16 protein-coding genes, 1 tRNA gene and 2 pseudogenes are annotated in these 24,035 nt (G+C 55.3%); 5 read left to right on the top strand and 14 right to left on the bottom strand.

Features of this window, described 5'->3' with window-relative positions; translation table 11 throughout:
* Nucleotides 1-24: 24 nt before the first annotated feature.
* From SJY33_RS00355 to SJY33_RS00345, 3 genes and pseudogenes are all read right to left on the bottom strand, one after another.
* Entirely contained in the window at nucleotides 25-3,201 is a 3,177-nt protein-coding gene (locus tag SJY33_RS00355) for a MobA/MobL family protein (RefSeq protein WP_379920504.1), read from the bottom strand.
* A gap of 395 nt (nucleotides 3,202-3,596) precedes the next feature.
* Nucleotides 3,597-4,001: a hypothetical protein gene (locus SJY33_RS00350; protein WP_379920503.1), complete on the bottom strand. Its 405-nt coding sequence runs from the start codon at nucleotides 3,999-4,001 to the stop codon at nucleotides 3,597-3,599.
* A gap of 140 nt (nucleotides 4,002-4,141) precedes the next feature.
* Nucleotides 4,142-4,306 (bottom strand): annotated as a pseudogene (locus SJY33_RS00345) (transposase); the annotation flags it as partial.
* Between the two features lie 472 nt (nucleotides 4,307-4,778).
* Between SJY33_RS00345 and SJY33_RS00340 the strand changes: the two are divergent.
* The 3 genes from SJY33_RS00340 (at nucleotide 4,779) to SJY33_RS00330 (ending at nucleotide 7,906) form a co-directional block, all read left to right on the top strand.
* On the top strand, nucleotides 4,779-5,558 hold the full coding sequence (locus SJY33_RS00340; protein ID WP_379920502.1) for a class I SAM-dependent methyltransferase: 780 nt from the start codon (nucleotides 4,779-4,781) through the stop codon (nucleotides 5,556-5,558).
* A 3-nt stretch (nucleotides 5,559-5,561) separates the two neighbouring features.
* On the top strand, nucleotides 5,562-6,644 hold the full coding sequence (locus tag SJY33_RS00335) for a right-handed parallel beta-helix repeat-containing protein (RefSeq protein WP_379920501.1): 1,083 nt from the start codon (nucleotides 5,562-5,564) through the stop codon (nucleotides 6,642-6,644).
* Between the two features lie 126 nt (nucleotides 6,645-6,770).
* Nucleotides 6,771-7,906, top strand: a protein-coding gene (locus SJY33_RS00330; RefSeq protein WP_379920500.1) for an IS3 family transposase whose coding sequence is annotated in 2 segments (ribosomal slippage) — nucleotides 6,771-7,026 and nucleotides 7,026-7,906 — 1,137 coding nt in all. Because the reading frame shifts where the segments join, the coding sequence is not laid out codon by codon here.
* Nucleotides 7,907-7,995: 89 nt separating this feature from the next.
* On the opposite strand, the gene SJY33_RS00325 is transcribed toward SJY33_RS00330, so the two are convergent.
* The 6 genes and pseudogenes from SJY33_RS00325 to SJY33_RS00300 form a co-directional block, all read right to left on the bottom strand.
* The gene (locus SJY33_RS00325; RefSeq protein ID WP_379920499.1) at nucleotides 7,996-10,572 is read right to left on the bottom strand and encodes a glycosyltransferase; all 2,577 of its coding nucleotides are present in this window, start codon (nucleotides 10,570-10,572) and stop codon (nucleotides 7,996-7,998) included.
* A 168-nt stretch (nucleotides 10,573-10,740) separates the two neighbouring features.
* A pseudogene (locus SJY33_RS00320) lies at nucleotides 10,741-10,854 on the bottom strand (transposase domain-containing protein); the annotation flags it as partial.
* 247 nt (nucleotides 10,855-11,101) lie between these two features.
* Nucleotides 11,102-13,006 carry a glycosyltransferase family 2 protein gene (locus tag SJY33_RS00315; protein ID WP_379920498.1) on the bottom strand — a complete coding sequence of 635 codons (1,905 nt, stop codon included), beginning with the start codon at nucleotides 13,004-13,006 and terminating at the stop codon, nucleotides 11,102-11,104.
* Nucleotides 13,003-15,327 carry a hypothetical protein gene (locus SJY33_RS00310; protein ID WP_379920497.1) on the bottom strand — a complete coding sequence of 775 codons (2,325 nt, stop codon included), beginning with the start codon at nucleotides 15,325-15,327 and terminating at the stop codon, nucleotides 13,003-13,005. Before SJY33_RS00310 ends, SJY33_RS00315 begins: the two co-directional genes overlap by 4 nt.
* 382 nt (nucleotides 15,328-15,709) lie before the next feature.
* Nucleotides 15,710-17,416, bottom strand: a complete 1,707-nt coding sequence (locus tag SJY33_RS00305) for a capsular polysaccharide synthesis protein (RefSeq protein ID WP_379920496.1) — start codon at nucleotides 17,414-17,416, stop codon at nucleotides 15,710-15,712.
* A gap of 116 nt (nucleotides 17,417-17,532) precedes the next feature.
* The gene (locus tag SJY33_RS00300; RefSeq protein WP_379920495.1) at nucleotides 17,533-18,705 is read right to left on the bottom strand and encodes a tyrosine-type recombinase/integrase; all 1,173 of its coding nucleotides are present in this window, start codon (nucleotides 18,703-18,705) and stop codon (nucleotides 17,533-17,535) included.
* 108 nt (nucleotides 18,706-18,813) lie between these two features.
* On the opposite strand from SJY33_RS00300, the gene SJY33_RS00295 reads away from it, so the two are divergent.
* A tRNA-Leu gene (locus SJY33_RS00295) sits at nucleotides 18,814-18,894 on the top strand.
* Between the two features lie 129 nt (nucleotides 18,895-19,023).
* Here SJY33_RS00295 and SJY33_RS00290 read toward each other — a convergent pair.
* From SJY33_RS00290 to SJY33_RS00270, 5 genes are all read right to left on the bottom strand, one after another.
* Nucleotides 19,024-19,275 carry a hypothetical protein gene (locus SJY33_RS00290; RefSeq protein WP_379920494.1) on the bottom strand — a complete coding sequence of 84 codons (252 nt, stop codon included), beginning with the start codon at nucleotides 19,273-19,275 and terminating at the stop codon, nucleotides 19,024-19,026.
* Between the two features lie 212 nt (nucleotides 19,276-19,487).
* The gene (locus SJY33_RS00285) at nucleotides 19,488-20,639 is read right to left on the bottom strand and encodes an L-dopachrome tautomerase-related protein (RefSeq protein WP_379920493.1); all 1,152 of its coding nucleotides are present in this window, start codon (nucleotides 20,637-20,639) and stop codon (nucleotides 19,488-19,490) included.
* Nucleotides 20,636-21,742 (bottom strand): NADH:flavin oxidoreductase/NADH oxidase, encoded by a 1,107-nt coding sequence (locus SJY33_RS00280; protein WP_379920492.1) that lies wholly within the window; start codon nucleotides 21,740-21,742, stop codon nucleotides 20,636-20,638. The genes SJY33_RS00285 and SJY33_RS00280 overlap by 4 nt, the downstream gene beginning before the upstream one ends.
* On the bottom strand, nucleotides 21,742-22,200 hold the full coding sequence (locus tag SJY33_RS00275; protein ID WP_379923488.1) for a VOC family protein: 459 nt from the start codon (nucleotides 22,198-22,200) through the stop codon (nucleotides 21,742-21,744). The genes SJY33_RS00280 and SJY33_RS00275 overlap by 1 nt, the downstream gene beginning before the upstream one ends.
* Entirely contained in the window at nucleotides 22,200-23,015 is an 816-nt protein-coding gene (locus SJY33_RS00270) for a type 1 glutamine amidotransferase domain-containing protein (protein ID WP_379920491.1), read from the bottom strand. The genes SJY33_RS00275 and SJY33_RS00270 overlap by 1 nt, the downstream gene beginning before the upstream one ends.
* 97 nt (nucleotides 23,016-23,112) lie before the next feature.
* On the opposite strand from SJY33_RS00270, the gene SJY33_RS00265 reads away from it, so the two are divergent.
* A complete protein-coding gene (locus tag SJY33_RS00265; RefSeq protein WP_379920490.1) occupies nucleotides 23,113-23,997 on the top strand; it encodes a LysR family transcriptional regulator in 885 nt (294 codons plus the stop codon).
* Nucleotides 23,998-24,035 lie beyond the last annotated feature (38 nt).

Below are 24,035 nucleotides of genomic sequence, written 5' to 3'. Positions count from 1 at the left end.
GTATCGTGGCAACAGCAATCAATATCAGCCCTTCCCCTTTGAAAGCTGAAGGTTCAGAGCCAGTTGCTGTTGCCGCAGCTTTCGTTCGGCCTCATCCTTCCGAAGTGCTTTTTTTTCAGTTGCAGCGAGATGAAGACGAAGTGCTTCGGCATGAGGGCCGGAAAGAGGTTTCAATCGGCTACGAAGGGCAGGTTCGCTGGCAATAGCCTCAGCGGCGGCTTGCTGACCCCTTTCATCTTCTTTGGCTTTGGCCTCCAGCCATTGGTCAAGGAGGGGATGCAGGCCCTTTCTAAGTTCCTGCACTAGAGGCTGCCCAAACTTGGCGGCCGTGATACGCGCGCGCTCCGCCTCCCGATCGAATTGGTCGGTGAGCTTTTCTGAAGGCTGACCACTAGGCGGAACCGGACTGGCCGGCTCAGTAGCGGCATGATCAGCAACGCGCTGCTCTATCGCAGTGGCGGCGGCTGCGATGTTGTTGTTCGGGCTGCGGCTGTTGCTGTTGCTGTTGCTGTTGCCGCTGTTATCATCAGCACGATGGATCGACGACAACGCCTTTCGAACCTGTGGGTCGTTAAAATGCATCCGCAGGGCAGCCTGTAGGCGTTTATCAGGCGACCGTAACGCCGCTGTTGTTCTGCCATCCTCCCGTCGGCGGAATGTGACCAGCGCCGGGTTATCCGTGATCACCTCAAGCAGGTCGTCGCGCGCTTGGTTCTGCTCTGCGTGAATGTCGGTGAGACGGGGCATGAGTTCGTGGTAGTTCGCCGCCGCAACAATTTCGGCAATGCGGGGATCTTCCACTTTGGGCACGACCACCCGGTCCCGAAGCACGAGACGAATGTTCTGTTCGAGCACGTACTTGATGAAGGCATCCATCCCCTCGGTGGTAAGCATGCGCTTGGGCGGGCTCGTGTTGTTGTTGCTGCTGCGGTGCTGGCGATCTTCCTGAGCACCCGGTTGCAGCGCATCTACCGGCAGTACACTGGACCTGTCCGACTGGCGTTGTGGGACAGCAACAGCAGCAGCTTCTTCCATCGCGCAGTCGAGAACCTGCCCGAACTCTGCCCGCAGGCGGTTCGCCTCGGCCTCATACCTTGCGGCTACCACCTGCGATCGGTCGATTTGTGCGAGTTCGTCCCCGAGCAGGATATTCAAGCCGGCAAGATGCGCCCGCGCTTCATCTAGGCGATCACGGTAAGCCTGCTCCTCCTTACGCAGGCGTTTGCTCGCCTTGCCAGCCTCGATAGCCGACAAATGCTTTATGCAGACCTGCTCGACCTTCTTCGCGCGCGAGGCGGTCCGGTCATATTGCTCTGCCAGCATTCGGGCGATGTGATCGTGCTCAAGCGCCGCAGCCTTGCAATGCTCATAGGCTCGGATCAGGCTTGTGGCTGTCTCGGCGACCTCGTCTTTCGGCTTTCGCGCGGCGAGCATTCGGCGCAGTTGCAGCGTTTCGGCCTCGAGTTCCTGCACCGCTTTGGCATAAGCGGCTTCGAGGTGGCCTATCCGATAGCGCCACTGCCGGTCCTCGTTTTGTTGCCCTACCGCGGTGGGTATGCCGCGCTCCTCGAGCTGAGACCGACTGCTCGACAGGTGCTCGTCCGGTTCACGGTCGATCCCCATTTGTTCAAAGGTGCGCGGATCGACCCTCCTGCTGGCGCCAGCGCGTTCGAGTTCGATATTGGTGAGCTCGGCAAGTCTTGCCCGCTGCATCTTTACACTGGGAATTGAAGCACCCCGGAGCTCAGGCTGGCCGAAAGGATAGGTCTCTTTGGTATTGCGAGACTTCGTTTTGGTATGGAGCGGGACGTCAAAGTTCCACCGACCAACGAACTGCTCCATGTGTGGCAGCCCGATTTGGGCAAGCGCCTTCGCCTTGCTTGTAATCTTCCTGGGCCCGTCACTCGGACACGGGCGCAGATGATCGTGCATGGGGTCGTGCGGATCATTGACGAAGCGAGCGACGGGCCGATCATGATAGATCAGGTGGAAGTGCCAGTTCTTGTCGTTGTTGCTGTGGTCAGGCGCGTGCATGACGATCATAAAGGGCAGATTCTGCTTGGCAAATGGCTCGGCGAACGCGCGTACTATGCGAAGGCGTGCTTCATGGCTGACCTCGGCTGGCAGTTCGCCCACCACGCGGAATTGTGTCTGGCCGTCGCGACCATCATGGAACTTGATACCGGTCTGCGCCTGATACTGAATGACGGCGGCATTGTAGTCTTTGCGGGTCTCGCCTTCGCGCTTGCGGCGTTGCTGCCGCCATCCATACCGCTTCAGCAACTTGCGCAAGTCAATGTTGCTGGCGACGGCGATCTTGGTCTGCTGTCCGGCGGGTGTCGTATCGAGCGCGGCCTGTAAGGTCTCTGGGCAATTGGGGTCTGCCCTGACCCTGGCCCAAAATTCAGGATTGGCGTGGGGCGTGACGGTCACGCGGTCCACCCCGCGCTCGTTGGCGTGATGTTCGACAAGCAGCCAAAATTCACGACGCTCTTCCGGATCGTCAGAAATGTTCGTGAACAGCGCCAACTGCCCGTCCCGGCTGACGGCCAGAGCTTCCTGACGTTCGATATAGTCGCTGCCTTCAAGCGCGCGGCTTTCCGTGGTGTTCGATCCGTCAGAATGCAGCAGCGTGTGATCGTCCCGGTCGAAACGGGCGACGGCACCTTCCCGCTCGAGATATCGCGAATGCTCGCGTACCGCTCCTGGCCGCAATCTGGTGCCCGACTGGGTGATCACCTCCTTCGAGACCTTCGAAATGGTTGAGTAGCTGAAGTGAAAGCTGGTGACGCCTTGCGGCGTGGCTGCACGAATGGGGCGGCTGATGGGAGCCCAAAATTTCGGGGTCAGGGTAATGGCCGAGTCCTTGACCATCTCACGCGACATATCTTCTGCGCCCCAATCATCTGCCCAGGTCTTCCGGTAGGTTGAGGCCTTCCCGGTGATGTGCTGGTCGGACGTGATGCCAAGATCGGGCACCGAGCTCAGTTGCGGCCCGCGCAGGGATCGGCGTGCGGCGGCGCGATCATTGCGCATCGATGTGGCCCGGGATAATGCCGTTGCTGTGCGCGCCGTTCGATTGTCTATGGGCGACCTTGACGCGGTCAGGTTGGGCCCCTGACTGTGTTGCGCAATCTTGGCCTCAATGCTGGCGAGAGCAGCACGGGCGCGGGCGATGTCGATTTCGTGTTGATTGGGCATTTACCATTCTAGGATAGACCACGTGTTTTTGAGAAGCGCCTGAGAGATATTTCTGAACACCTCGGCCAATCTCTGTCAAAAATCAGTTGTTGTTGCGGACCGCCGGAGGCTACCCCATCGGAGCTTGCGAAGACGCGCAGCAAACAGGGCTGAATGACTATGCATCCCTGTTTGCAATATTGCGCCTAAAAATCTGAAACTGCTCTTATTTATACCGAGTTCCGCCCTGTTCCTCACATCACCATATGAGGAATGTTCTATTTCAGTCATTTATTATTCTGCTGTTGCTGAGGCAACCTTCGTCGATACCATAGTTCACTGACGTATGATTTTCCTTCGCAAGTCTAAAAAAGGGGGGGCGACGGCCCCCCCTCTAAACGCTGCGACCAAGTTGGTCATGACGCGCTTTTGTTTGACGAAGTGCGCTCGATCGCACTCAGTCTTACTGCTTCAAACAACGAACCCTTTCGACCTGTGACCCCCATCGCTTTTGCCTGCGCAACAAACAGCTCCGCATTTGTGAGAACTTTAGCACTGCCCGGATCACGCTGCTCGGCGTCATCGAGGACGGGCTGCAAATCAGGCAAAGTCCTGACGTCAGCCGACTGCGCCGCTTGTCTGCCTACCCCGAGATCGGCAAGCACGAGATTGAAGTGTGCCTGACTGACACTTCCGATCGAGTTCGCATCCATCAGTTGGCGACGGATCGAGGCTCGAGACTTACCAGCCTCCAGTTCAGCCTCAATCGAGTTCGCCAGTCGTTTGATGGCTGCGGCCACACTTCCCTGTCTGTACTTCATCGCTTGTCACTCATTTGCACTTCCTGTGCTCAGGTCACCGCAATTACGGTGGCATTTTGCCTTTTAGGATCGAGCATTCGGAAACAACAAATGGGCGGATAGGCACCTTAGTTTCGGTCCGCGTAAGGCCTTCGGGCCTAGCGAGAGGATATCCCGCCCCACGGTGAGCCGGCGCGGAACCGCCAAAGAATGCCATTCAGCACACGCCGGTCATCAACGCGGGGAACACCCCGTGGCTTGTTAGACAGCAGTGGCTCGAAAATCGACCATTCCCCGTCAATCAGTTCGTATCGCTGCCGCGTCATCTAAAGCTCCTTCCTGAAGCCTTGAGTCAACCGAGCGTACTTGTCGCAAACCAATTTATGAATTTACGCCCTAGAAATTACGCTGCCAGCGCGGACGCTAACCAAGGCGAAGAAAGAACGGCCCGAGGACCGCTCATTCAGCATCGGTCAAAACGACTGGCAAAGCCGGCCCATCAAGGGCATGTGCCACCCGACCTGCGTCAGTTCACATCATTAATTTCTTGTTTCGTTGAAAAAAACGTTGAATCAACGAAGGACGATGAGGTTCAAATGCTTCGATCGAGGCTGGCAAGCCATCATGCCCATAAAATCGGCCTAGATTACAGTATAGGAATGCAATATTTTCCCAATTATACCCGAATGATTGTCAAAATGACAAAACTTACGGGAATTCATTAGAAACCTTTCATGGAAAAATACAAAGGGTAAATGCATGTTGTTTCATTGTAGTGTTTGCGGAAACCGTGGAATATTGAACGTCGAAGCTGGAATCGCCGCTCGTGACAACTTTCGTTGCTCAAATTGCCGATCGATGATGCGGCAACGAGACTTGGCTCAAATTATTGTCGATGAATTCGGGGATAGCACCTTCCTCGACCTGCGCCGCCTCGTCGAATCCGGTGGAATGAACCATCTAGCCATCTATGAAGCGGGGATTACCGGTCCTATCGCGGCGCGTCTCAAAAATTTGCCGGGTTACGTTCAGTCGTATTTTTGGGAGGACGCCAGACTCGGAGAAATCCGCGACGGAGTGTATTGTCAAGATCTCAGAGCACTCACATTTTCAGATCAAAGCTTTGATTTAATGATTTCAATGGAGGTACTAGAGCATGTTTTCGATCCTCTAAAAGTATTTTCAGAAATTGAGAGAGTCCTCAAGCCAAATGGTGTTCATATATTCACGATGCCAGTTGTTTATCCTTTTCCGAAGGTTTCTTCGGTTAGGGCTAGACTAGCTTATGATGGTAAGGTGGAGCACCTCTTACCGCCACGTTATCATATTGCCGGTGATGGTTCGAAGAGTCTCGTCGTAACAGATTGGGGCGGTGACTTGTTCGATTTGCATCGTCAGGCGGGCCTTAAATTAACGTCGATCCGCAGGTCCGCGCCGGTCGTAGAAGGAATTCCGAATGCAACTTTTATCGCGCGCAAAATGGTCCCTTCAAACGAGGCGCACGCCCGGCGGCAGCACAGCACTTTCGCAGCGAGAGACCAAGTGACCCCACACGAGCAACGCACGGAAAGGCGCTGAGTAATGTTGAATTCAAATTCGGAAATAGTTACGAAATTGCTCGAAACTGGAGTGCAGCCCGAACCGCCGGTCCTGTGTATTACGCCAACAGATTTGAGCGTTCTCTATAAAATCGCTAACGATTATCCGGAAGGCGTGACCGTTTTTTTCGCTCCAGGCGAGTATCTGATTTCCCAGACCATCCTTCTCCCCTCGAATACCTCCATGATCGGTGCTGGCAGGGCTCGGACAAAACTCATACTTGCCCGCGCAAGTCATTGTCATCTCTTCACGAATGCGGATCACGTAAGAGGAAACAGATCGATATTGCTGCGAGGCTTTTCGGTCGATGGGAATGGTGACACACAGGAGCGTCAACCTCATCACAAAGCACTTACATTTTGTTGTGCAATTTACATAAAGAATGCCCACGATGTGATGGTCGAGGAGGCAAATTTTATCGATATTAGACAAACAGCGGTGCATTTCAATGGTTCTGATAGAATAACAGTTCGAGACTGTAATATGCACAAGCTGGGATGGTCGGGTGTTTCCACTAGTAACGCGTCAAACATGTATATCGATATCATTGTGAGTGACGCCGGGCGAGACAAAATGCACTCGGCAGTTCACCTTGATGGAGGGATTGGTGTGCGATGCCGCGCACATGTTAAAGACACTACGGGCAATGGAATCATGCTAGATTCCGCGTACGGGGCGTTGCGTAATGTCGTTGTCGAAGGAAGCGCCAAAAATTGCAAACGAGGCGTTTCACTGAGCGGTTCTGCAGAAAAGGCGCTTGAATTCGTTTTGATATCTGGAAAATTTTCCGAAAACAACGAAACAGGTGTAATGATTTCCAACGCCTCAAATGTCATTTTGACAAATTGTGAGATCACGAACAATGCTCAATACGGGGTTTTATTTCAAGGGCGCGCGGGCGGACGGAACTGCATCGTTCATATGTCGACGATTTCTGATAATGGGGAAGATATCAAGGAACTTCATGCCAGCCATGGTAATTGGGTTTTCACCAACGATGCCTCTCTCGACCGAGAGATTTCAGCCAATGAGCGTGCATTGCAATCTCATGGCGTAAAACGTTAAAAGAGTCGAACCGTCTAGGAATATCCGCAGGCAAGGGTCGCCGAGTGCTCTGCCACCTGAAAACTGGACCATTTGCGGGTAGAGTTTTCCGCCGTAAGTTTCCTTGGCTGGGCGAGGAGGTATGGCGTGAAGGCATCGAAGTTCACGGACGCGCAGAAGGCGTTCGTCATCAAGCAGGGCGAGGAAGGAACGCCGGTTGCTGAGATCTGCCGGAAGGCGGGGATCAGCCAGGCGACCTACTTCAATTGGAAGATGAAATACGCGGGGCTGCTGCCATCGGAGATGCGGCGGCTGCGTGAGCTGGAGGACGAGAACAGCCGGCTCAAGAAGATCGTCGCCGATCTGACGCTCGATCGCGAGTTGCTGCAGGATGTTATCAAACGAAAGCTCTGAGGCCGGATCCGGTCGACGGGATGCTGGTGGACTGGGGCGTGTCGATCCGGAGGGCCTGCCGGGTTCTGCCATTCGACACTTCCAGTTACCACTATCAGTCCCGCCGCACGGATCCGGCCTTTCTGAAGAAGCGCATCAAGGAGATCTGCGAGACGCACGTTCGCTACGGCTATCGTCGTGTCTATCACATCTTGCGCCGCGAGGGCTGGATTGTGAACGCCAAGAAGGTCTATCGGCTTTACAGGGAGTTGGGCTTGCAGTTGCGCAACAAGACCCCCAAGCGGCGGGTCAAGGCGAAGCTGCGCGAGGATCGTGCCCCGGCGATCCGGCCGAACGATGTGTGGGCGATGGACTTCGTGCACGACCAACTGGCAACGGGTCGCAAGTTGCGCATCCTGACGGTGGTCGACACCTACTCACGGCTATCGCCGGTGGTCGACCCTCGGTTCAGCTACCGTGGCGAGAACGTCGACGCGACACTGGACCGGGCGTGCCGAAAGATCGGCTACCCCAAGACGATCAGGGTAAACAATGGCAGCGAGTTTATCTCTCGGGACATGGATCTGTGGGCTTACCAGCGCGGTGTGATCCTTGACTTCAGCCGGCCTGGCAAGCCTACGGACAATGCGTTCATCGAGGCGTTCAACAGCAAGCTGCGCAGCGAATGCCTGAACGCCCACTGGTTCCTGTCGCTGGAAGATGCTTGCGAAAAGCTGGAGGCGTGGCGTAGACACTACAACGAAGAACGACCGCACAGCGCGATCGGGAATATCCCCCCGATCATGCTGGCAAACTCAGCCGGTGAAACCAGCCCACCGGATCTGAGCAAGGCGGAAAACTCCAGACCCGAGTGGTCCGAGGTTGGGTAGCAGTGCAGTCTGTCCGTCCTTCAGGCCAGACTCTAATCGCTCGTGAAAGAAAATCAGGAGGTCAAGTCAATAATCCAGGCTAGACAACGTCATTGCTTAACGAATTCATCGATCACGCTCACAATTTTTTCCACCCGACTACCCCACGAGTGTTCGATTGGAAGATTGGAAGCTCTATCTTTGAAATCACCAGAGACATTTGCTACGATTGAGTATACCATTTGGATAAATTCATCGTGATTATTCGCGACATTTACAATTTTTCTCATTTCGTCAATGTTGGATACTGCGGTCGTAACTATCGGAACCCCTACCGAGCAGTACACATATAGCTTCAGGGGATTCATCAAATCGGAAACTTCATTATTTAAATGCGGCATAATTGCTACATCAAAAAATCGCATATAATTTAATGCAACTTCGTATGGCTTAACGCCAAGAAAGTGGACATTGCTAAGTTTCCGGAGCCGCAAAACGGGTGGATTACGATGCGCTGAACCTATTAGGATAATATTCCAGTCAGGCTGCTCAACTGCCATACGCTCAACTAGTTCGACATCGATCCGATCGCGGAGGTTGCCTACGTAACCTATGATAGGGCGCTTAAATCGACGAAGCTCCCATGGCGCTACTGCATTCGGTTCAATCGGCCTTAGAATTTCGGCTGCGTTAGTAACAATGTGCGCATCTGACCTGATCTCGGCGAATGCTTTAGCGGCAGCCATACAATTGGCAAAGACGATATCCACCCTTTTTAGAGTGTCGACATAACTCTGCGTAAGCTTGGCCTTATAGTCTGGGGTTGTCGGCATAGCGCGCTGGTCATCGATGATGTCGGCAATGCTTAGCTGGAATTTCAATTCATCATGCAACTGAGGATAATCAAAAACCACGGGGGTCACCCAACTTACGAAACTGCGAACTGGAGCGATCTCAGCTAATTGGCGGCGCACCCAATCAGCATAGTCGTCCTTAGCGGGGAGATCGCCACCAAGAAAGCTTTGGGCTTGCTCGCCATCTCGGTGAACGAATACACGGTTCGCAATATTCTCGCTGTCTGCACTCCGAACAATCCGCGAAAACACGTTCGCTAGGATCCGATTGTTTTGATCTATGAATGACCCGTCGCCATGCTCAACTCGGCTTAACTGGCGAAGCGCCATTGGCGCATCAAACTGTACGATTCGACCAATCCGAGGGTGTCCGGCGAGATATTTGATGAGCATGTCATGCCGCCGCCCATATATGCCGGTGTCATTTTGCTTCCAAAAAAAAGCAATATCAATTGGCCGGTCTTTCTTGATTGCCGGGGCTCCAATACTCGCCTTGCTCCAATAGGGAGTGTCTGTGGGGATTTCTACTCGAAACTGGGTTTTTAAAAACGAAAAGAGTTGTACAATCTCATCGCTCCATTTCCGGTATTTTTTTTCTGCTTCTTCAAATGCACCTTCAATTCGTTCTGATGCAGTTTTGTAGCTCAGCTCATCGATAAAATATTGACGTGAAGCCTCTTTAAATTTTTGTCCGCCAGCAGTTCCATTTGCTACTGAACGAAGAAACGCGTCAATTTGATGCTCGCTACGCACTTTTACGATGACACTAGGAGAAGGCACGTCGGTGAAAGGCGGAACATCGGTTACTGCCACCGGCACTGCGACTGAGAGCATGTCAGTTAGCTTGGCAGGTATTTGGTATTCAGCAATCGCCGACGCCTCTTGCTGAAAGAGGCAGGCGCCGTCTGCCAAATGGACCAAGGTTGGAAGATCCTCCCAAGGCCGGTCTTCATGCAAGTCAATTCTGGCTCCTGAGAAGTCGACCAACTGCTGCTCAATGCGCCGATCGTTGGGCGAGCCGATAATACAAAGAACCAGCCGTTCATCGCCAATGCGCCGCATTGCCTCAGCAATCCTGAAAATACCCTTGTGAGCCCTCGGCGTGCCCAAAAACAAGATTACGCGATCGCGCTCACAATAATTGAACTGAGCACGCACCCGATTTCGCACGGAAGCATCGGGTGCAAATTTTTCCTCATCCCGAGCGTGCCGAACGATGGTTCCTCCGAAACGCTTCTGAAGCACGATATTAGAAACTGTGACGCCATCAAAGTGTGGAATTAGCGTTTCACAAACACGCGTCCACGCCTCCCCGAAAGGCAATTCTAAACCTTCAATGGAATCTTGCCCCTTAATACATTGATCCACCGTGAGCGGTGCACGATTTGGAAAAAATGATAATTCATGGTCATCTATGTCTAAGATTACAGGGCAATTACAATTATATTTAAAAAGTAAGCCTAAAATCATGCTCGGCAAACGCGCTTTGCACGCGTAAACTATATCAGCCTCTATATCACGGATAAATTTTATCGAAGAGTTAATAAAATCATCCATCTTTTCAGCCGGAAAAGTACGGATTTTTATGTTTGAATTATTCAGTGGCCCCCACAATTTTCCCCCATATCGCTTAAACAGTGGGCCTATCAGTGTTACATCATGATTCTTACTCAGTACGTCGGCTAGCAAATACGCGCGTCCAACCGGGTTGTGCCCCATATCCCAAGCGATCACGACTACTCGCTTGCGACTAACCAATTGTGGGGGGCTGTCGACGTGGGCTGCCATCGGTTTGGTGCGTCCTTGCATGTTTTCAGGTTGAGTCAGGCTCATGTGTCGGAGGCCCTTGCGGTGCAAGAGGTTTTTCGACATTGATCGGCACCGGTTAAGCGCATAAATTTGTTGGCTGAACGTGGTTCCCTGAAATGAGACCGTTTGCTGTAAGAGAAGTATTTGTCCGGTGAAGGCCACGCTGTGATCGAGACCGGCGCGTAGGCCGGGTTATCCGGCGATCGCTTCGGTGCACAACGCCCGATTGCATGGCAGAAGCTCATGGAGCCGGGTTGTCGGGTGACCTGCGATGCGTGCGAGAACATCGCCAAGCCAAGCTTGCGGACCTCCGTTCGCGACAGCCCGCGTGTTTCCTCTACCGGTTGAAGTAAGGGGCCTACCTCATTCACGCCCTGCGGCAGATCACGTCGATCAGCATTCCCTGCTAGCCATGCTTTATGGCGACCACCTTGTGCGCGTCCGTAAAATTCAATGCCTTCACGCGCTCCCCGTCCAGCCAGGGGCGGATACAGCAAAAAAACTCTAGCTGCGAATGATCCAACATTCGGTTGGCAGCGCAGTCAAAAGACCATCATCTGGTACCCAACTCTTCAATCTTATACGGTAAAAAACTTGAAAGGTGTCGTAAGCGGGCGAATGCTGGGTTCTCTTGCATCGATTTTACGGCATTCGCGACGCGGTCCTGACCATGGACCTCACGAAGCTTCTCGGACCCGTTCTTCATAAGTGCCTGTCGCTTTTCGGTCTCATAACTCTTCGATTTTTCGTGAAATACGAATGTGTGAAGGGCGATCGCTAACAGGAACCCGGCGTTTGCTGCACGCATGCAGTAGTCGCTTTCTTCTCCATATCCGTGGGGAAACGCCAACTCATCAAAGCCACCTATCGCATCGCGCAACTCACGCCGAATCGCAAAACAGAAGCCGTGAACTAATGGTACAAGAGCGCTTGCATTGTTGTCTGCTTGCTGTTCGCACCAGCGATCCATGTCAGCTACTTTGAAGCCGTTTGGCAATTCGTTGATTGCTGTATTTTCGGCACTGCTGCGATGATCAGGTAAGGATTGGTGGCTTGCGGCGTTCGACAAGGGGCCCACTATGCCAATGTCCGGGAATGTGTCGAATGTGTCGAAGAGCTTTTCAATCCAACAAGGAGGAACCTCGGTGTCGCTGTTCAGTAATACCAAGGCTTCGCCAGCGCTCAGCGCCATGCCTGCGTTGGCCGCACGCGTGTAGCCTTGCGCGACATCATGTTCAATGAGGTGACAATTCTCATTTTGTTTAACAAATTCGCGCAGCCAATCTCCAGTATCGAGAGTTGATCCATCATTCACAATTATGATCCGATGGCATGACGGGTCTCTGTTAGCGGCGACAGAGGCCAAGCAGCGCTGAACACATTCAAGCGCATTGTGGACACAAACTATTACGTCCATTCGCCGTCCCGCCTGTGCTGCAATCCGAGCTTCCCGTATCTCGCGAAAGGGCGGCGCTGAAATTTCGGTATTTAACTGTCCTATAGATAACGTATCGCAATGACGTTCATGATCGACCAGAACTAGTTTACGGTGGTTCCTAGTTGAGACACTTGGTGACGTTATCCAATGGCACTCGACCTTGCTTGTTTGTATTGCGTAAGGCAGTGAAATTTGGTCGCGCCGGGAACCATTTTCAATTTCGCCCCACCATCGGTTCATAAGCATCGGCAAGTCAGGATGATTGACCCTGAACATCATTAGGTTGGTCTCGATTAGGAAATCTGGCGCCACATTTTCGGCCCTATAGCGGGCAAGCTGCCTATCGATAACGGCCTCGCCATCCTTTGCACGAGCAATGCAGACTACAGATTCGCCGTATATAGAAGCGCGAAAGGGGTGACGGATAACACCGATTGGCAATCCCGATCGAATGAATTCATCGATCTCCTCGGTCAAATCGCCCCTGATGATGATGTTACCGTCAACCCAAACTGCCACCTCGTAGTCGGAGGCAAAAATATGAGGGTGAGTTTTGACGAAGCGTGCGGTGCGTACAGGATCAGCGTTAAAGTAACAGAACGGGCGCACTTCGTATAAAGGATGAGTACGTAGCGTGTCCGAAAATAGCAGGTAATCAGCAGTAGGAACTAGATGCTCATGCCACTTAGGTGAATCGTAACCGCCTGAGATTGCGGAAATGAAGGCAATCCGCCCATCCGTACGCTTCCTTAAAAGGCGATAGCGATTTAAAACTGCGGCTTCAGCGGAATAGTGTAGTCGTGAATATTTTGCTGATTTTTGATAAGTACTAAAATTAGCGTCTACGGTATTTTCCCAAGGAGCGACATTGGGAGCCGGTAATGCGCCCTCAGGCGAACGATCCCCCAGACGCTGGCTGAGCCATTCAGCAAAAACCGACTCTTCCATGCCTAAACGGGCTGCAACGATTGCATGCCTTATCGATCTTGCTGGCTCTACATCGTGTTTGGGCGAGGTCATTTTTTCAACCTTGGCTGTTGACCATCTTTAGCGTCGATGGAGATTTGGTCGACACTGTGCGGCAAATCCCGGCGCTCCAGTTGGCCTCGCGTAAGATAATGAACGAGAGGATCGACCCCGGCTTCGGCAACATCAGGATACATGATGAGATATGCGTTCGAGTCGAAAATCCCTTGTTCGGCAAGGCCATCACGAAACTTTTGCCAAGATCGTTGACGACTTCCAAACAGCCTTCCCAGTGCTCTTTCGGGCATTTTCGACGTCGGAAATGCCAATCGTTCCGCAGCCATGAGTGCTATAATGCGCGAGGTAAGTTCAGCATGGTTATCGGCGCTACTAACGCATATCTTCGCGCGCCTATTTTCTAGCTTTAATTCTAACTTCTCGGCGAGCAATGCCTCCTGCTTCACTCGCAACGCCTTCAGCTTCGAACTCGCGACCGATTTTTCGATTGCCAACGCATCGGCAAGAGCTGTCTGGTTTTTCACGGCTCGGTGCAGAACCTCAGCCTTAGCCTGTAGAGCCGCATGCTGTTCACGAAGCTTGATAAGTTTGGCGTCAGCCACACCCTTTTTTTCAATGACTGTCTGGCGATCGGACACAGCAGTCGCTAGCTCGCCTTGCAACGCTCCAACCTGTTGCTGCTGCGCCGCAGCCTTCACCCGCTGCGCTTCGAGTTGCGTCTCAATGACTCGCCGAGCCTTTTTCTCAGCATCAAGGTCAGCCTGGGCCGACAAGGCGCTTTGTTCTGCGTTGCGGAGAAGATTGGCCAAGGAAACTATCTCATCAAGCGATGTGATCAGTTCGTCATTGCTCTTTCGCAATTGGTTTTCGAGGCCGAGCTCCCGCGCCCGTGCCTCGTGAGCATCGAGGGCAAGCGCCTCCGCCTGTTTCGCGATAGCATCCCGCTCGGCGTAAACATGATCAGTCTCTGCACGCTTCTGTTCAACCTCGCTCTTTAAAGCAGAAACACGTGCCTCCAGCTCGAACACAGTTTCCTGCGCCTGGGCAGCGTCAGCTCTGACTTGCGCCTCCTGTTCCCGCAGTAATTTAATCGCTTCCAGCAGCTCACTTATTTCTTTAGCGGCCGTTTCCGACGCTTCGCGCATACCCGCTAGCTCACCGGTTAAAGCATCTATCTGACAAGTCGCCTCCTGCTTTGCCGCCTCGGCCTCTGCTGCAGTAGCAAGGTTAGCTGATTGTGCATTGCTGAACAGCTTTGCAAGGTTTGCACGCAGCCCGCTTCCGTCATCGACTAACTCTTTCGTCATCTGCGTAAGTTTTGACTCTAGACCGTCGATCTCACTCATTTGTTCAGTAATGCTATTGACCACATCAGGAGATACGGCAGCCTCAGAAGCGGCCCCGGCCTCGATTTTGGATTGCAACTTCGCCAGCCCTGCGTTGTGATTGGCTAACGAACTTTGCATATCTTTGACGCGTTGCTGAACATCGTCGAAAACGAGAAACAGTGGGCGCACCTGATTGGCGAATTCACTGAACATTTTGTCAATTTCGTCAATCCGAGTGTAATCCTCAGCACGCTCGCCGCCGTCGGCCCAACCTACCAAAATGTCGTAGAGATCCTTAACAAGCGGATGGAGCATTCCAGCTCCCCCAAGGTCAGTCGATCTGTTTCGGTATAGGTTTTGATCCACAAACGCGTCGATCGATGCCGCTGTGGCATCATTCAGTCGCGGGAAAACCGCGCCGATGGAAACCTCTGCTTGCCGCAGAGTTTCACGCCAATCTGAAACAAGATTCGAGTAACGGAACAGAAAGCGACGGCGACCCCGCGTGCCAGTCTCTGCATCTAACATGTAACGCAGCCATAAGTACTGCCCTTGGGCAGTATCAATGCTGTTCCGCGCACCGAGAGAAGCGGCGACTTCGGCTGGATGTCTAAGCGGCATAAATACCGTCACTTCAAAGCCACTTGATTTTAAAATCTCATGCCAAACTGATGCAAGTCTGCAAAGTCGCGGGTCTTTGAGCACAATCATGGGCGCGTCATTAAAGGCCTCGCCTAATACAGAGCAGCCTTCTGCAACAAAACGATCAAAATAGGGCGTGTTGACCCAGTTGCGGTTTAAATCATCCCAACTTCGCCATTCAGCTCCAGAGAACGAGAGTATCCGATCATTGAACCGCGCTATAGGCTCAGCTTCCCAGTGGCCTTTGGGATTAGACGGGTTTGCGCCGATCATGTTTTCTGGCGCTGCAAATCCGAGCTGGGCCAAAATGCCAGCGGTGCAGCTTGTACCACTACGGTGCATCCCCACCACCAAAGCGCAGCTTCGTGCCTGCATTTCGAAAATCACCTCATTAGCCAGTCGATATCGGTATGAATCCGACACCCATCCCAATAAATCCAATCAGAGGGAGATGCTGGCGTGTCGCCTACTGCAGGATTGATTGCAAGAATGATCTTGTGTTTTTAGTCCACCAATTCACCATCTTCACACTCGCCAACAGGAGCGATGTCGATACTCATGACGATCCATTGCGAGCGGTGCCTCAGCTGTCGTTCCCGCACAGATTTCAAGGTGGCCGCTTCCGACCCAAACCACGCCGTTTACTGGTCAAACGACCAAGCGCAACTCTAGCCGGAAACGGACATTTACCAAGGGCCGACTTGGAGGCGAACGGAAAAACCTTTCTGGAATGTCCAACGGCGATGTCGAAACGGCAGCTGCCCGGCGATCAATGTCCGTCGATGTCGTCGAGCCAGCGGTCAACATATGCAAGGGTCCTGTTGGCCTCGCGTACATGCCGACAACGAGTTTTGACGAGCTGCATCGTTTGAGGATCCCTTAGAAGTTCAAGCCCCAGCCTTACGATGTCGAGTGTGCTCACCGTATCGACGCGAAACACGGCCTCCCACCCGAACCCCGCGAGCAGCGGCATCACCTTGGCCCCGTTGCTGATCTGATCGAGCGCAATGAAGGGTACGTTCTTTCGCAGCGCGGCAATTCCTCCGTAATAGCGGGTCGTCAGCACCAGATCACACGCAGCGTATTGTTCCTCGATCGCGTCAGCCGTGCGCCGGGAGCGAAGCAAATGATTTTCGATCTCAACAATACGCACAGAACTATGCCGAGCCAGCAGGTCAACCAATGCGGCAAACATCTGGCTGGCTTCGCGCCATAGACAAAGTTCTGAGCCATATTCATGCTGCTCTCCACGCAGAGCCAAGCCGATCACCGTTTTATCGTTGGACCGGCTCGGCAGCCGGTGGGAAGGTGTGTGAGGCGCACATATCGCGACGTCGCCAAAAGGCTCTGCGCCCCCCTGCCTTGCGAACGTTACGCAAAAAGGATTGCGATAATTCGGGTGGCCCTCGGCCATAAGGCTGACCCCAACGCCGACCAGCTGAGCGGTCGCAAAGTGCTCGAAGAAAGCCGTTAATTCTTTATGGTTGAGGAGTATTGGCCCACACACAAAGATCACCACATCGCAAGCGTCTGGCGTGAATTGACGCCAATCCACTCTAATTGCGCCGCTAATGTTAATGGAGTCAGCGGTCGCATGGAACACTTCATGCCCCCGCCCGACGAGGTGCGATACGATCGTTTCCAGCGAGCGCAGGTCTCCTATCGTGCCATGACCGGAAAATGATCCAAACCAACTGACAGGAAGGCGTCGTTTGAAAGGGCGCGATGATGGCTGCGCGTCCTCGGCATCGGCACAGAGGCGGGCGAACAGCGAGTTTATGCTAGGCTGGTTCTCGAACTTATGCGTCAGCTTGAAAACTGGCGCAGGCGGCGCTTTCAGCAGATCGTCAAGGTCGGCAGGCGGTGGGGCCAGAAGATCAGCGCTGTTCGGACCAAAATGAAACCGATGGGCTGCCGAGATCTGCGGCGTTCCATCCCACAGTTCACGGAAATCGAAATCCGTTTCGTAGACCGATGCGAACAACTGGTGAACCCAGAAATAGTCATCACGTTCAGTCCGCTCTGCCCAATATCCCACTGAAGCGCTTCGCCAACGCTCGACAATATATGAGCCCTTTTCAGCTGCAAGAAACCAAGTGGACACCATGCGATCTGGGCCTGGCCTTGCAAAAGCGAAAAAGCCGTAAGGCATCACATCCACTAGCCAGTCATCAAGCGGCGCGGCGCACATGAAGGTTGCATCGGCCCATACCCCACCATAGCGGTGCAAGAGTTCGAGGCGTATCTGGTCGCTTAAGGCCTCCGCTTCTTTGGGTGTCGACATGATACTTTCGACAATATCGGCGGGGAGAAAATGCGCGAGGGTGCGCAGGTCCAAGCATTGTATTGCCCAGCCAGGATTGCGGCTTTCCCAGGTATTACGACAAGCGCGGGCGACAGCCGGCGCACTGTCCCAGCCTTGAAGCCAGAGCAGCCATATGATCTTCGGGGGAAAGCTGCTCTTCCGTTCACTCATTTTTATCAAGGGTCCAGTGTGTTCCAAATATCCGCAATTTCAGCATAGCAGCGTCGATCCAATTTACCATTTTGAGCGGCTGGCGCCTCTGTCAGTTATTGCATGGCCGGCTGGCGCTAAATCGCGATGCTCGCCAAGGCTTCTTCAGCATCATCCCGCACCAGATGGCCGTAGTGCTTTTCGATCATGGCAACGCTCGTGCCGGACAGTTGCGCCACCGTGAGAATTGGCAGGCGGACGCGGATCAGGTCGGTAATCACGCTGTGGCGCAGGGTATAGGCAGATGCAGCACCGGGCAGACCAGCCGTCTTGACCGCGTCCTTGACCGGGTTTTTCCAAGCGTCTTTGTTCCATGCCGCACCATCAGTGCGGGCAAGGATCGAAGCGGCTGGCAGCTTGTCCTTTACCTGCGCTTCAAAGAAGTCGGCAATCACCTGCGGCATTGTCAGTTGGCGCGGGTTGCCGTTCTTATCCTTGCCAACGGTGAGCGCGCGGGTGCGCTTGTCGAAGTCGCCCACTTTTAAGTCTGCCAGCGCGCCGGGTCTCAGCGGCAAGAGGCACAGCGCCTTCACAAAGGGCTGCGCCTCATCGCACGTGGCATCGATCAGAGCCTTGCGCTCATCTCGGTCGAGGTATAGCTCCCGACGCTTGTCCGCCCCCTTGAAGGGACGCAACGCCTCTTGCCATGCCGCGTCAGTATTTGGCGGACCCGGCTTCAGAACCATGCCCAGTGCGGCGCGCAGCGGCACCATGTCGCGATTGACAGTCGATTGCGAGCGGGGCTTCATCCGGATCTTTTCAGCATCCTTCGTGCGCGTCACCAACGCGGGGGCTTGCTCCAGCCGCTTGCGCCATGCCTTCAGATGGTGCCGCCGGAGCTTGTCGAGCTTCACTTTGGCAATGGGATCGGAATAGACGTGCCGTCGGAAAACCCCCTCGGCAATCAATCCGGGCCTTTGCTCCAGATAGGTGTCGCAGGCATCCTTAACCGTTTCCATGTCGCGGGCACGCTCGCCGCCGGTTTCGACCGTCTCCGCCCATGCCTCGGCATCGGCCTTGGCCTGCTTGAAAACGTCATGGCCTGACAGGGTGCCGTAGTCGCCCAACCGCCTGCGGGCATTCCGATTGGCGTCCGCATCATAAAAGCGTGCATACCACGTGCCGCCCGCCTGCTTCCGCGACGGACGATAGCCAAGATAAACCCCTTGGCGCAGCCGTTGCCAGTGTGGCTCATCGCCCGCCTTCGGCTTCAGCTTTTCACGCTCTCCAATACGGCTCAGATCGGGCATTCTTGCTCCCCAAAAACCCATGGAAAAAACATGAAAAACATGGAAAAAACATGAAAAACATCAGCGGACACGCACGCACCCTTGCGGTTGTATTTATTGTATTTTTCTGTTCGTGTAAATCCGCCAAAAGCCGTTTTCACACCCTTCACACGGGTGGGGTCACAGGTTCAATCCCTGTCGCGCCCACCATCTTTTCAATGACTTGAAAGAGATGGTGCCGGTTTCCATGAATAGATTCGACTTACGGGCTCTACTGTCTGAACGCGCATCTTCGGATCGTGCCAAACGCAATCCGCCGCCGGTCGACTACCGGCAGCGTTATGCCTTGGTATCATCGCTCCGAAGTGCCATGTTTTGAAAAACGATCAGATCGTCAGCGGTCAGCCCCCAATCGTTCAGACCAACAGGATCAGCCGACTGGTTCGGTGCGCTTGCGCATGAGCGCTGCTGGGATCGACTGAAGCGCGGCGCGGGATTTGGCTGCCAAGCCTCCGAATCGATCGTAAAAAGGTTTTTTGTCCGGTTGTCTGGATGATCGACAGCTTCGCGCAGGGTCAGCACCGAGGACACGCAAGCATCGATGTGCTTAGATGCCTTTATCCAATAGGCAAGCGTCTGTTTGGCGATGATCGGGACGATTTGCGCCGCGCGCTCTGGCCAATCGATCGGATCGAGGTGATTTGCAAAATCGACAGGCTCGAGCCCAAGTGTTCGGACAAAGGTATCGTGAAATCGCAAAAGTCCGGACAGGCACGGTTCAGGCGCATATCCGGACTCTGGTTTCATTGCGGAGTTAGAAGAACAGGTCCACTTCCCACCCTGATACGAAGCAATTCGTAAGGCTTGCGGCGCAGATCCTTCCCGCCATGGAAGCCAGGCTGGCGATGGAGCTGATTGGCGGTGAAATAAAGGTAGCCATCGGTGCCGATCGACAGGGTGTCGGGCCAGCTGATGCGCGGGTCGCTGATCAAGGTTGACCAGCTGCCCCGGTCAAGCACGCGGATCGCGTTGTTTTCGTAGTCACCGGCAAAAACGCGGCCTCTTTCGTCTTCGGCGATCCCGTCAGATGCACCCTTACGCCCCATACTGCGGACCGCACGGGCGAGTTCCTCGTCCGGAACTGAGGGATCGCGCAGCATCGCCGTAGGAACGGCATAAAGCGTGCGGCCCGAAAGCGGCCCGTAATACAGCATGCTGCCATCCTTGCTCAGCCCGATCGCGTCACTTGCAATCGCGACAGGTGTTACAGGCCCATCAACGGGGCGGTTCATCAGAACCTCGCCATCGACGACCGGGGTGAAGCCGGGCTCGGGATTGGTGCTTGCGTGGCCTGACAGGCGGCGAAGCGGTTGCCCGCTAGCTATATCGACGACAATGATCCCGCCGATACCTGCATTGCTGCTGTCGGTGATGTAGGCAACACCCTCATCACCGTGCCGCAGATCGATGCGCACGTCGTTGAGGTAGGTTGTCGGCAACACGACACTCGGAGGCAGGACGATGGTTTTGACCACCCGGTTGGTTGCCAGATCGATTCCGACCAGTTTCGCACCCCCTGCCTGCGGCTGCGAGAAATTGGGCGCTGCCGTGTCAAGCACCCAGAGCCGGTTGGCCCCGTCTGCGACCACGCTCTGTACCGAGATGAAATGGCCTGCCGGGTCGGCAGGATCGGGGCGATTGGTCACAGCGTCAGGATAGGGCACCGCCTTGCCATCGACCAGTTCGGCCACGGTAAACGGTGGGTTGTCGCCCCAATGCGGGAAATTGACAAAGATGCGGCCATTAGGGGCAACGGTGACACCGGTCGGCATCGCACCGTCGAATGTGGCGACCTGTTCGATCCGCGGACCAGGCGCGGTTTCCCGGCTTGTCGCGCAGGCCGCAAGCGAAAGCACCGCAGCGGTGGCGAGCATAAGTTTGATGGAGCGCGTCATGGCTTCATTTCCTCAAGGATGCGTCCAGCTTCATGGGGCTCTGACCGCAGGTATTGCGGCGGCGCCTTGACCGATGCACCAAGCGCGGCGGCGGCGTGCCATGGCCAGCGGGGATCCCACAGCACCGTGCGCGCGATGGCGATCATGTCGGCGTCTTCGCTGACCAGAATCTGCTCGGCCTGCTGCGGATCGGTGATGAGGCCGACGGTGATCACCGGCATCGTCACAGCATCCTTGACCGTGCGGGCCAGCGGCACCTGATAGCCCGGTCCGACCGGAATATCCTGCCGCGGATCGAGCCCGCCGCTCGACACATGGATCGCGTCGCAGCCGCGCGCTTCGAGCTTTTGCGCGAAGATGGCGGTTTCCTCAGCCGTCCAGCCGCCCTCCACCCAGTCAGTGCCCGACACCCGGACAGTCACGGGCTTGTCGGCAGGGAAGGCCGCGCGCACCGCATCGAACACCTCAAGCGGGAAGCGCATCCGGTTTTCAAGACTGCCACCATATTCATCCGTGCGATTGTTTGACAGCGGCGAGAGGAATTCATGCAACAGATAGCCGTGCGCGGCGTGAATCTGAATTGCATCAAGTCCCAGCCGTCCCGACCGCTGCGCCGCTTCGGAAAACGCGGCCAGGATGCGATCCAGTCCGGCGCGGTCAAGCGCGGCGGGCGGGTTCTCGCCCTCCTCGAAGGCGAGCGCGCTGGGCGCCACTGTCTGCCAGCCATTGGCATCGCCGGGCGCAAGCTGTGCGCCGCCATCCCAGGGTTTGGCGCAGCTTGCCTTTCGGCCCGCGTGGGCAAGCTGGATAACCAGCGGCATGTCCGACCAGCGACGCACGCTTTGAAGCGCCTGACGCATCGCATCCTCGGTATGGTCGTCGTAAAGCCCGACATCGCCATAGGTGATGCGACCTTCCGGGCTGACTGCGGTGGCCTCGATCGTCAGCGCGCCAGCGCCCGACATCGCCAGCTGGCCCAGATGCATCTGATGCCAGTCGGTCATCGCGCCGTCCTCGGCCGAATACTGGCACATCGGCGCGATGACGATGCGATTGGCTAGCCGGAGCCCGCCAATAGCGATGGGTTCGAACAACTTTGCCATTACCATTCGCCCGTATTGGGCATCGATGCCCAGGGTTCGGCAGGCGCCTTGTGCTCGCCCTTCTGGAGCAGTTCGATTGAAATCCCGTCGGGCGAACGCACGAAGGCCATGTGCCCATCACGCGGGGGACGGTTGATCGTCACGCCGCCCGCCTGCAACCGCGCGCAGGTTTTGTAGATGTCGTCGACCCGGTAGGCGAGGTGGCCGAAATTGCGGCCGCCGGTATAGACCTCGGGCGCGCTGCCGTCTTCTGGCGGCCAGTTGTAAGTCAGCTCGACCTCGGCAGAGGCGCGTTCGCCCACGCCCCGGCTGTCTTCGTCTGCGGCAAGGAAAATCAAGGTGAAGCGGCCCTTTTCGCTATCGAACCGGCGGGTTTCGTGAAGGCCCAGCAATTCGAAGAAGCGAACGCTCGCCTCAGGATCGGTCACGCGAAGCATGGTGTGGAGATAATGCATGATCAGGCTGCCTTTTCCATGAGAGCTTCCATCACCAGTTCCGCCGTGCGAGTGGCAGAGGCAGGGTTCTGTCCGGTGACAAGATTACCGTCGCGCACGCCGAAAGGTTGGAAATCCGGACCGCTTTCATGGCGGGCGCCAAGTTCCTTCATTCGCGTTTCAAGCAGGAAAGGCACCGCTTCATCGAGGCCGACTGCGCGTTCCTCGCTGTCGGTGAAGGCAGCAACCCGGCGACCGGCAACCAGCGGAGTGCCATCGGGCTTCTTCGCGGAAACCAGACCTGCCGGGCCATGGCAGACCGCGGCAAAAATCTTTCCTTCGCGGTCAAAACGCTCGACCATCCGTGCCAGTTCCTCACTTCCGGGATAGTCAAACATCGTGCCGTGGCCGCCGGGCAGGAACAGCGCATCGTAGCCCTGCGGATCGATGGTGGTGAAAACAGGCGTATTGGCGACTTCTGCCTTGAGATCATCGTCTTTGAGATAGCGTTCAACCGACGCGTCGTTCTCGCCATCGGCGTTGACACTGCGCTGATCGACCGGGATTGCGCCACCCTTGATCGAGGCGAGCGTCACTTCTGCGCCCGCGTCGCGAAAAGCATAATAGGGGGTGGTCAGTTCTTCGAGCCACACACCTGTGGGCTCGGTTCCTGGGATCATCCTGTCGGCGGATGTGGCAATCATCAGAATACGGGTCATTGCTTTGGCTCCTTGGCCGTTTTGCTGGATCGGGCGACCGAATGCGGACGCGAGCGGCCATCCTGCTCCCACAATGGTGAGTGCGGCGGTGCCGGTCAGAAACTTGCGTCGGTCGTGCATCGCTCGGCTCCTTCGATGAAGAACAGGTAAGCCGAATGGTTCATCATAAAATCCAAGAGGAATAGCAGTTAGCTATAAATTGCGTTATGGAACACGCATGTCGCTCCAGCAGTTGCGCACCTTTGTCGAAGTTTACCGGCGACGCTCGCTGAGCGATGCGGCTCGCGCTCTCGGAATAACCCAACCAGCTGCCTCACAACACATCGCGTCGCTTGAAACGCAGCTTGGCCATCCCCTGTTTGATCGGCATTCGCGCGGGGTGCGGCCAACCGCCATCGCCGACGATCTTGCGCTGTCGATCGGCGGAAGCCTCGATATGGCCGAGGCTGCGCTTTCGGCGGCACGCGCGCGATCGGTCAGAACGTCCGGAACCGTTCACATTGCCGCCCCCTCCGACATGCTGGACGAGATGATCGCGCCGAAGCTGGGATCATTGCTTGCGACCGGGCTCGATCTGCGGCTGCATATTGGTGGACGCGATGCGCTGTATACCATGTTGCTGGATGACAAGGTACACCTCGGGTTCACAGCCTCGCAGCCGAACGACGTGCGGCTTGCCTATCAAAAAGTCGGGACCGAAGTTCTACGAGCCGTCGCGGCACCTTCTGTGGTCGAGCAGATCGGGCGTAGCCCTTTGGCAGACGCGCTTAATACGGTGCCCCATCTGGTCTATGATCTGGACCGGCCGCTGGTGCGCCATTGGCTGGAAGCGAACAGCATAGAACTGACACGCGCCCCCGCGCTGACGGCCCCCGATCTTCGCGTGCTGCGATCAGCGGTATGCGCGGGTTTAGGATGGACCGTGCTGCCAGGCTATCTCGCCAACACCCTTTGCCAGGCCCGCACCCTTGTCGAAATCGCGGCGCCAGTGACAGTACCAACCAATACGTTCTATCTCGTCTGGGCCAAATCATCCCTGCGCCACCCGCGCGTCGCCTTGGCCCGCGATGCGCTGATTGTCGCGTTGGGCGACAAGAGTTAGATTTCGCAGCTAACGGGCGATCCCAGGCCAATCGAGCA

Source organism: Erythrobacter sp. R86502, assembly GCF_042466465.1.
Taxonomy (GTDB): Bacteria; Pseudomonadota; Alphaproteobacteria; order Sphingomonadales; family Sphingomonadaceae; genus Erythrobacter.
Note: the sequence above shows the minus strand (reverse complement) of the source record. Positions and strands in the feature narration are given on the sequence as shown.

Excerpts from the sequence above, each read along its gene's own strand:
- SJY33_RS00355 (WP_379920504.1), bottom strand. The coding sequence starts at position 3,201 with ATGCCCAATCAACACGAAATCGACATCGCCCGCGCCCGTGCTGCTCTC.
- SJY33_RS00350 (WP_379920503.1), bottom strand. The coding sequence starts at position 4,001 with ATGAAGTACAGACAGGGAAGTGTGGCCGCAGCCATCAAACGACTGGCG.
- SJY33_RS00335 (WP_379920501.1), top strand. The coding sequence starts at position 5,562 with ATGTTGAATTCAAATTCGGAAATAGTTACGAAATTGCTCGAAACTGGA.
- SJY33_RS00325 (WP_379920499.1), bottom strand. The coding sequence starts at position 10,572 with ATGAGCCTGACTCAACCTGAAAACATGCAAGGACGCACCAAACCGATG.
- SJY33_RS00315 (WP_379920498.1), bottom strand. The coding sequence starts at position 13,006 with ATGACCTCGCCCAAACACGATGTAGAGCCAGCAAGATCGATAAGGCAT.
- SJY33_RS00305 (WP_379920496.1), bottom strand. The coding sequence starts at position 17,416 with ATGAGTGAACGGAAGAGCAGCTTTCCCCCGAAGATCATATGGCTGCTC.
- SJY33_RS00300 (WP_379920495.1), bottom strand. The coding sequence starts at position 18,705 with ATGCCCGATCTGAGCCGTATTGGAGAGCGTGAAAAGCTGAAGCCGAAG.
- SJY33_RS00285 (WP_379920493.1), bottom strand. The coding sequence starts at position 20,639 with ATGACGCGCTCCATCAAACTTATGCTCGCCACCGCTGCGGTGCTTTCG.
- SJY33_RS00280 (WP_379920492.1), bottom strand. The coding sequence starts at position 21,742 with ATGGCAAAGTTGTTCGAACCCATCGCTATTGGCGGGCTCCGGCTAGCC.
- SJY33_RS00270 (WP_379920491.1), bottom strand. The coding sequence starts at position 23,015 with ATGCACGACCGACGCAAGTTTCTGACCGGCACCGCCGCACTCACCATT.
- SJY33_RS00265 (WP_379920490.1), top strand. The coding sequence starts at position 23,113 with ATGTCGCTCCAGCAGTTGCGCACCTTTGTCGAAGTTTACCGGCGACGC.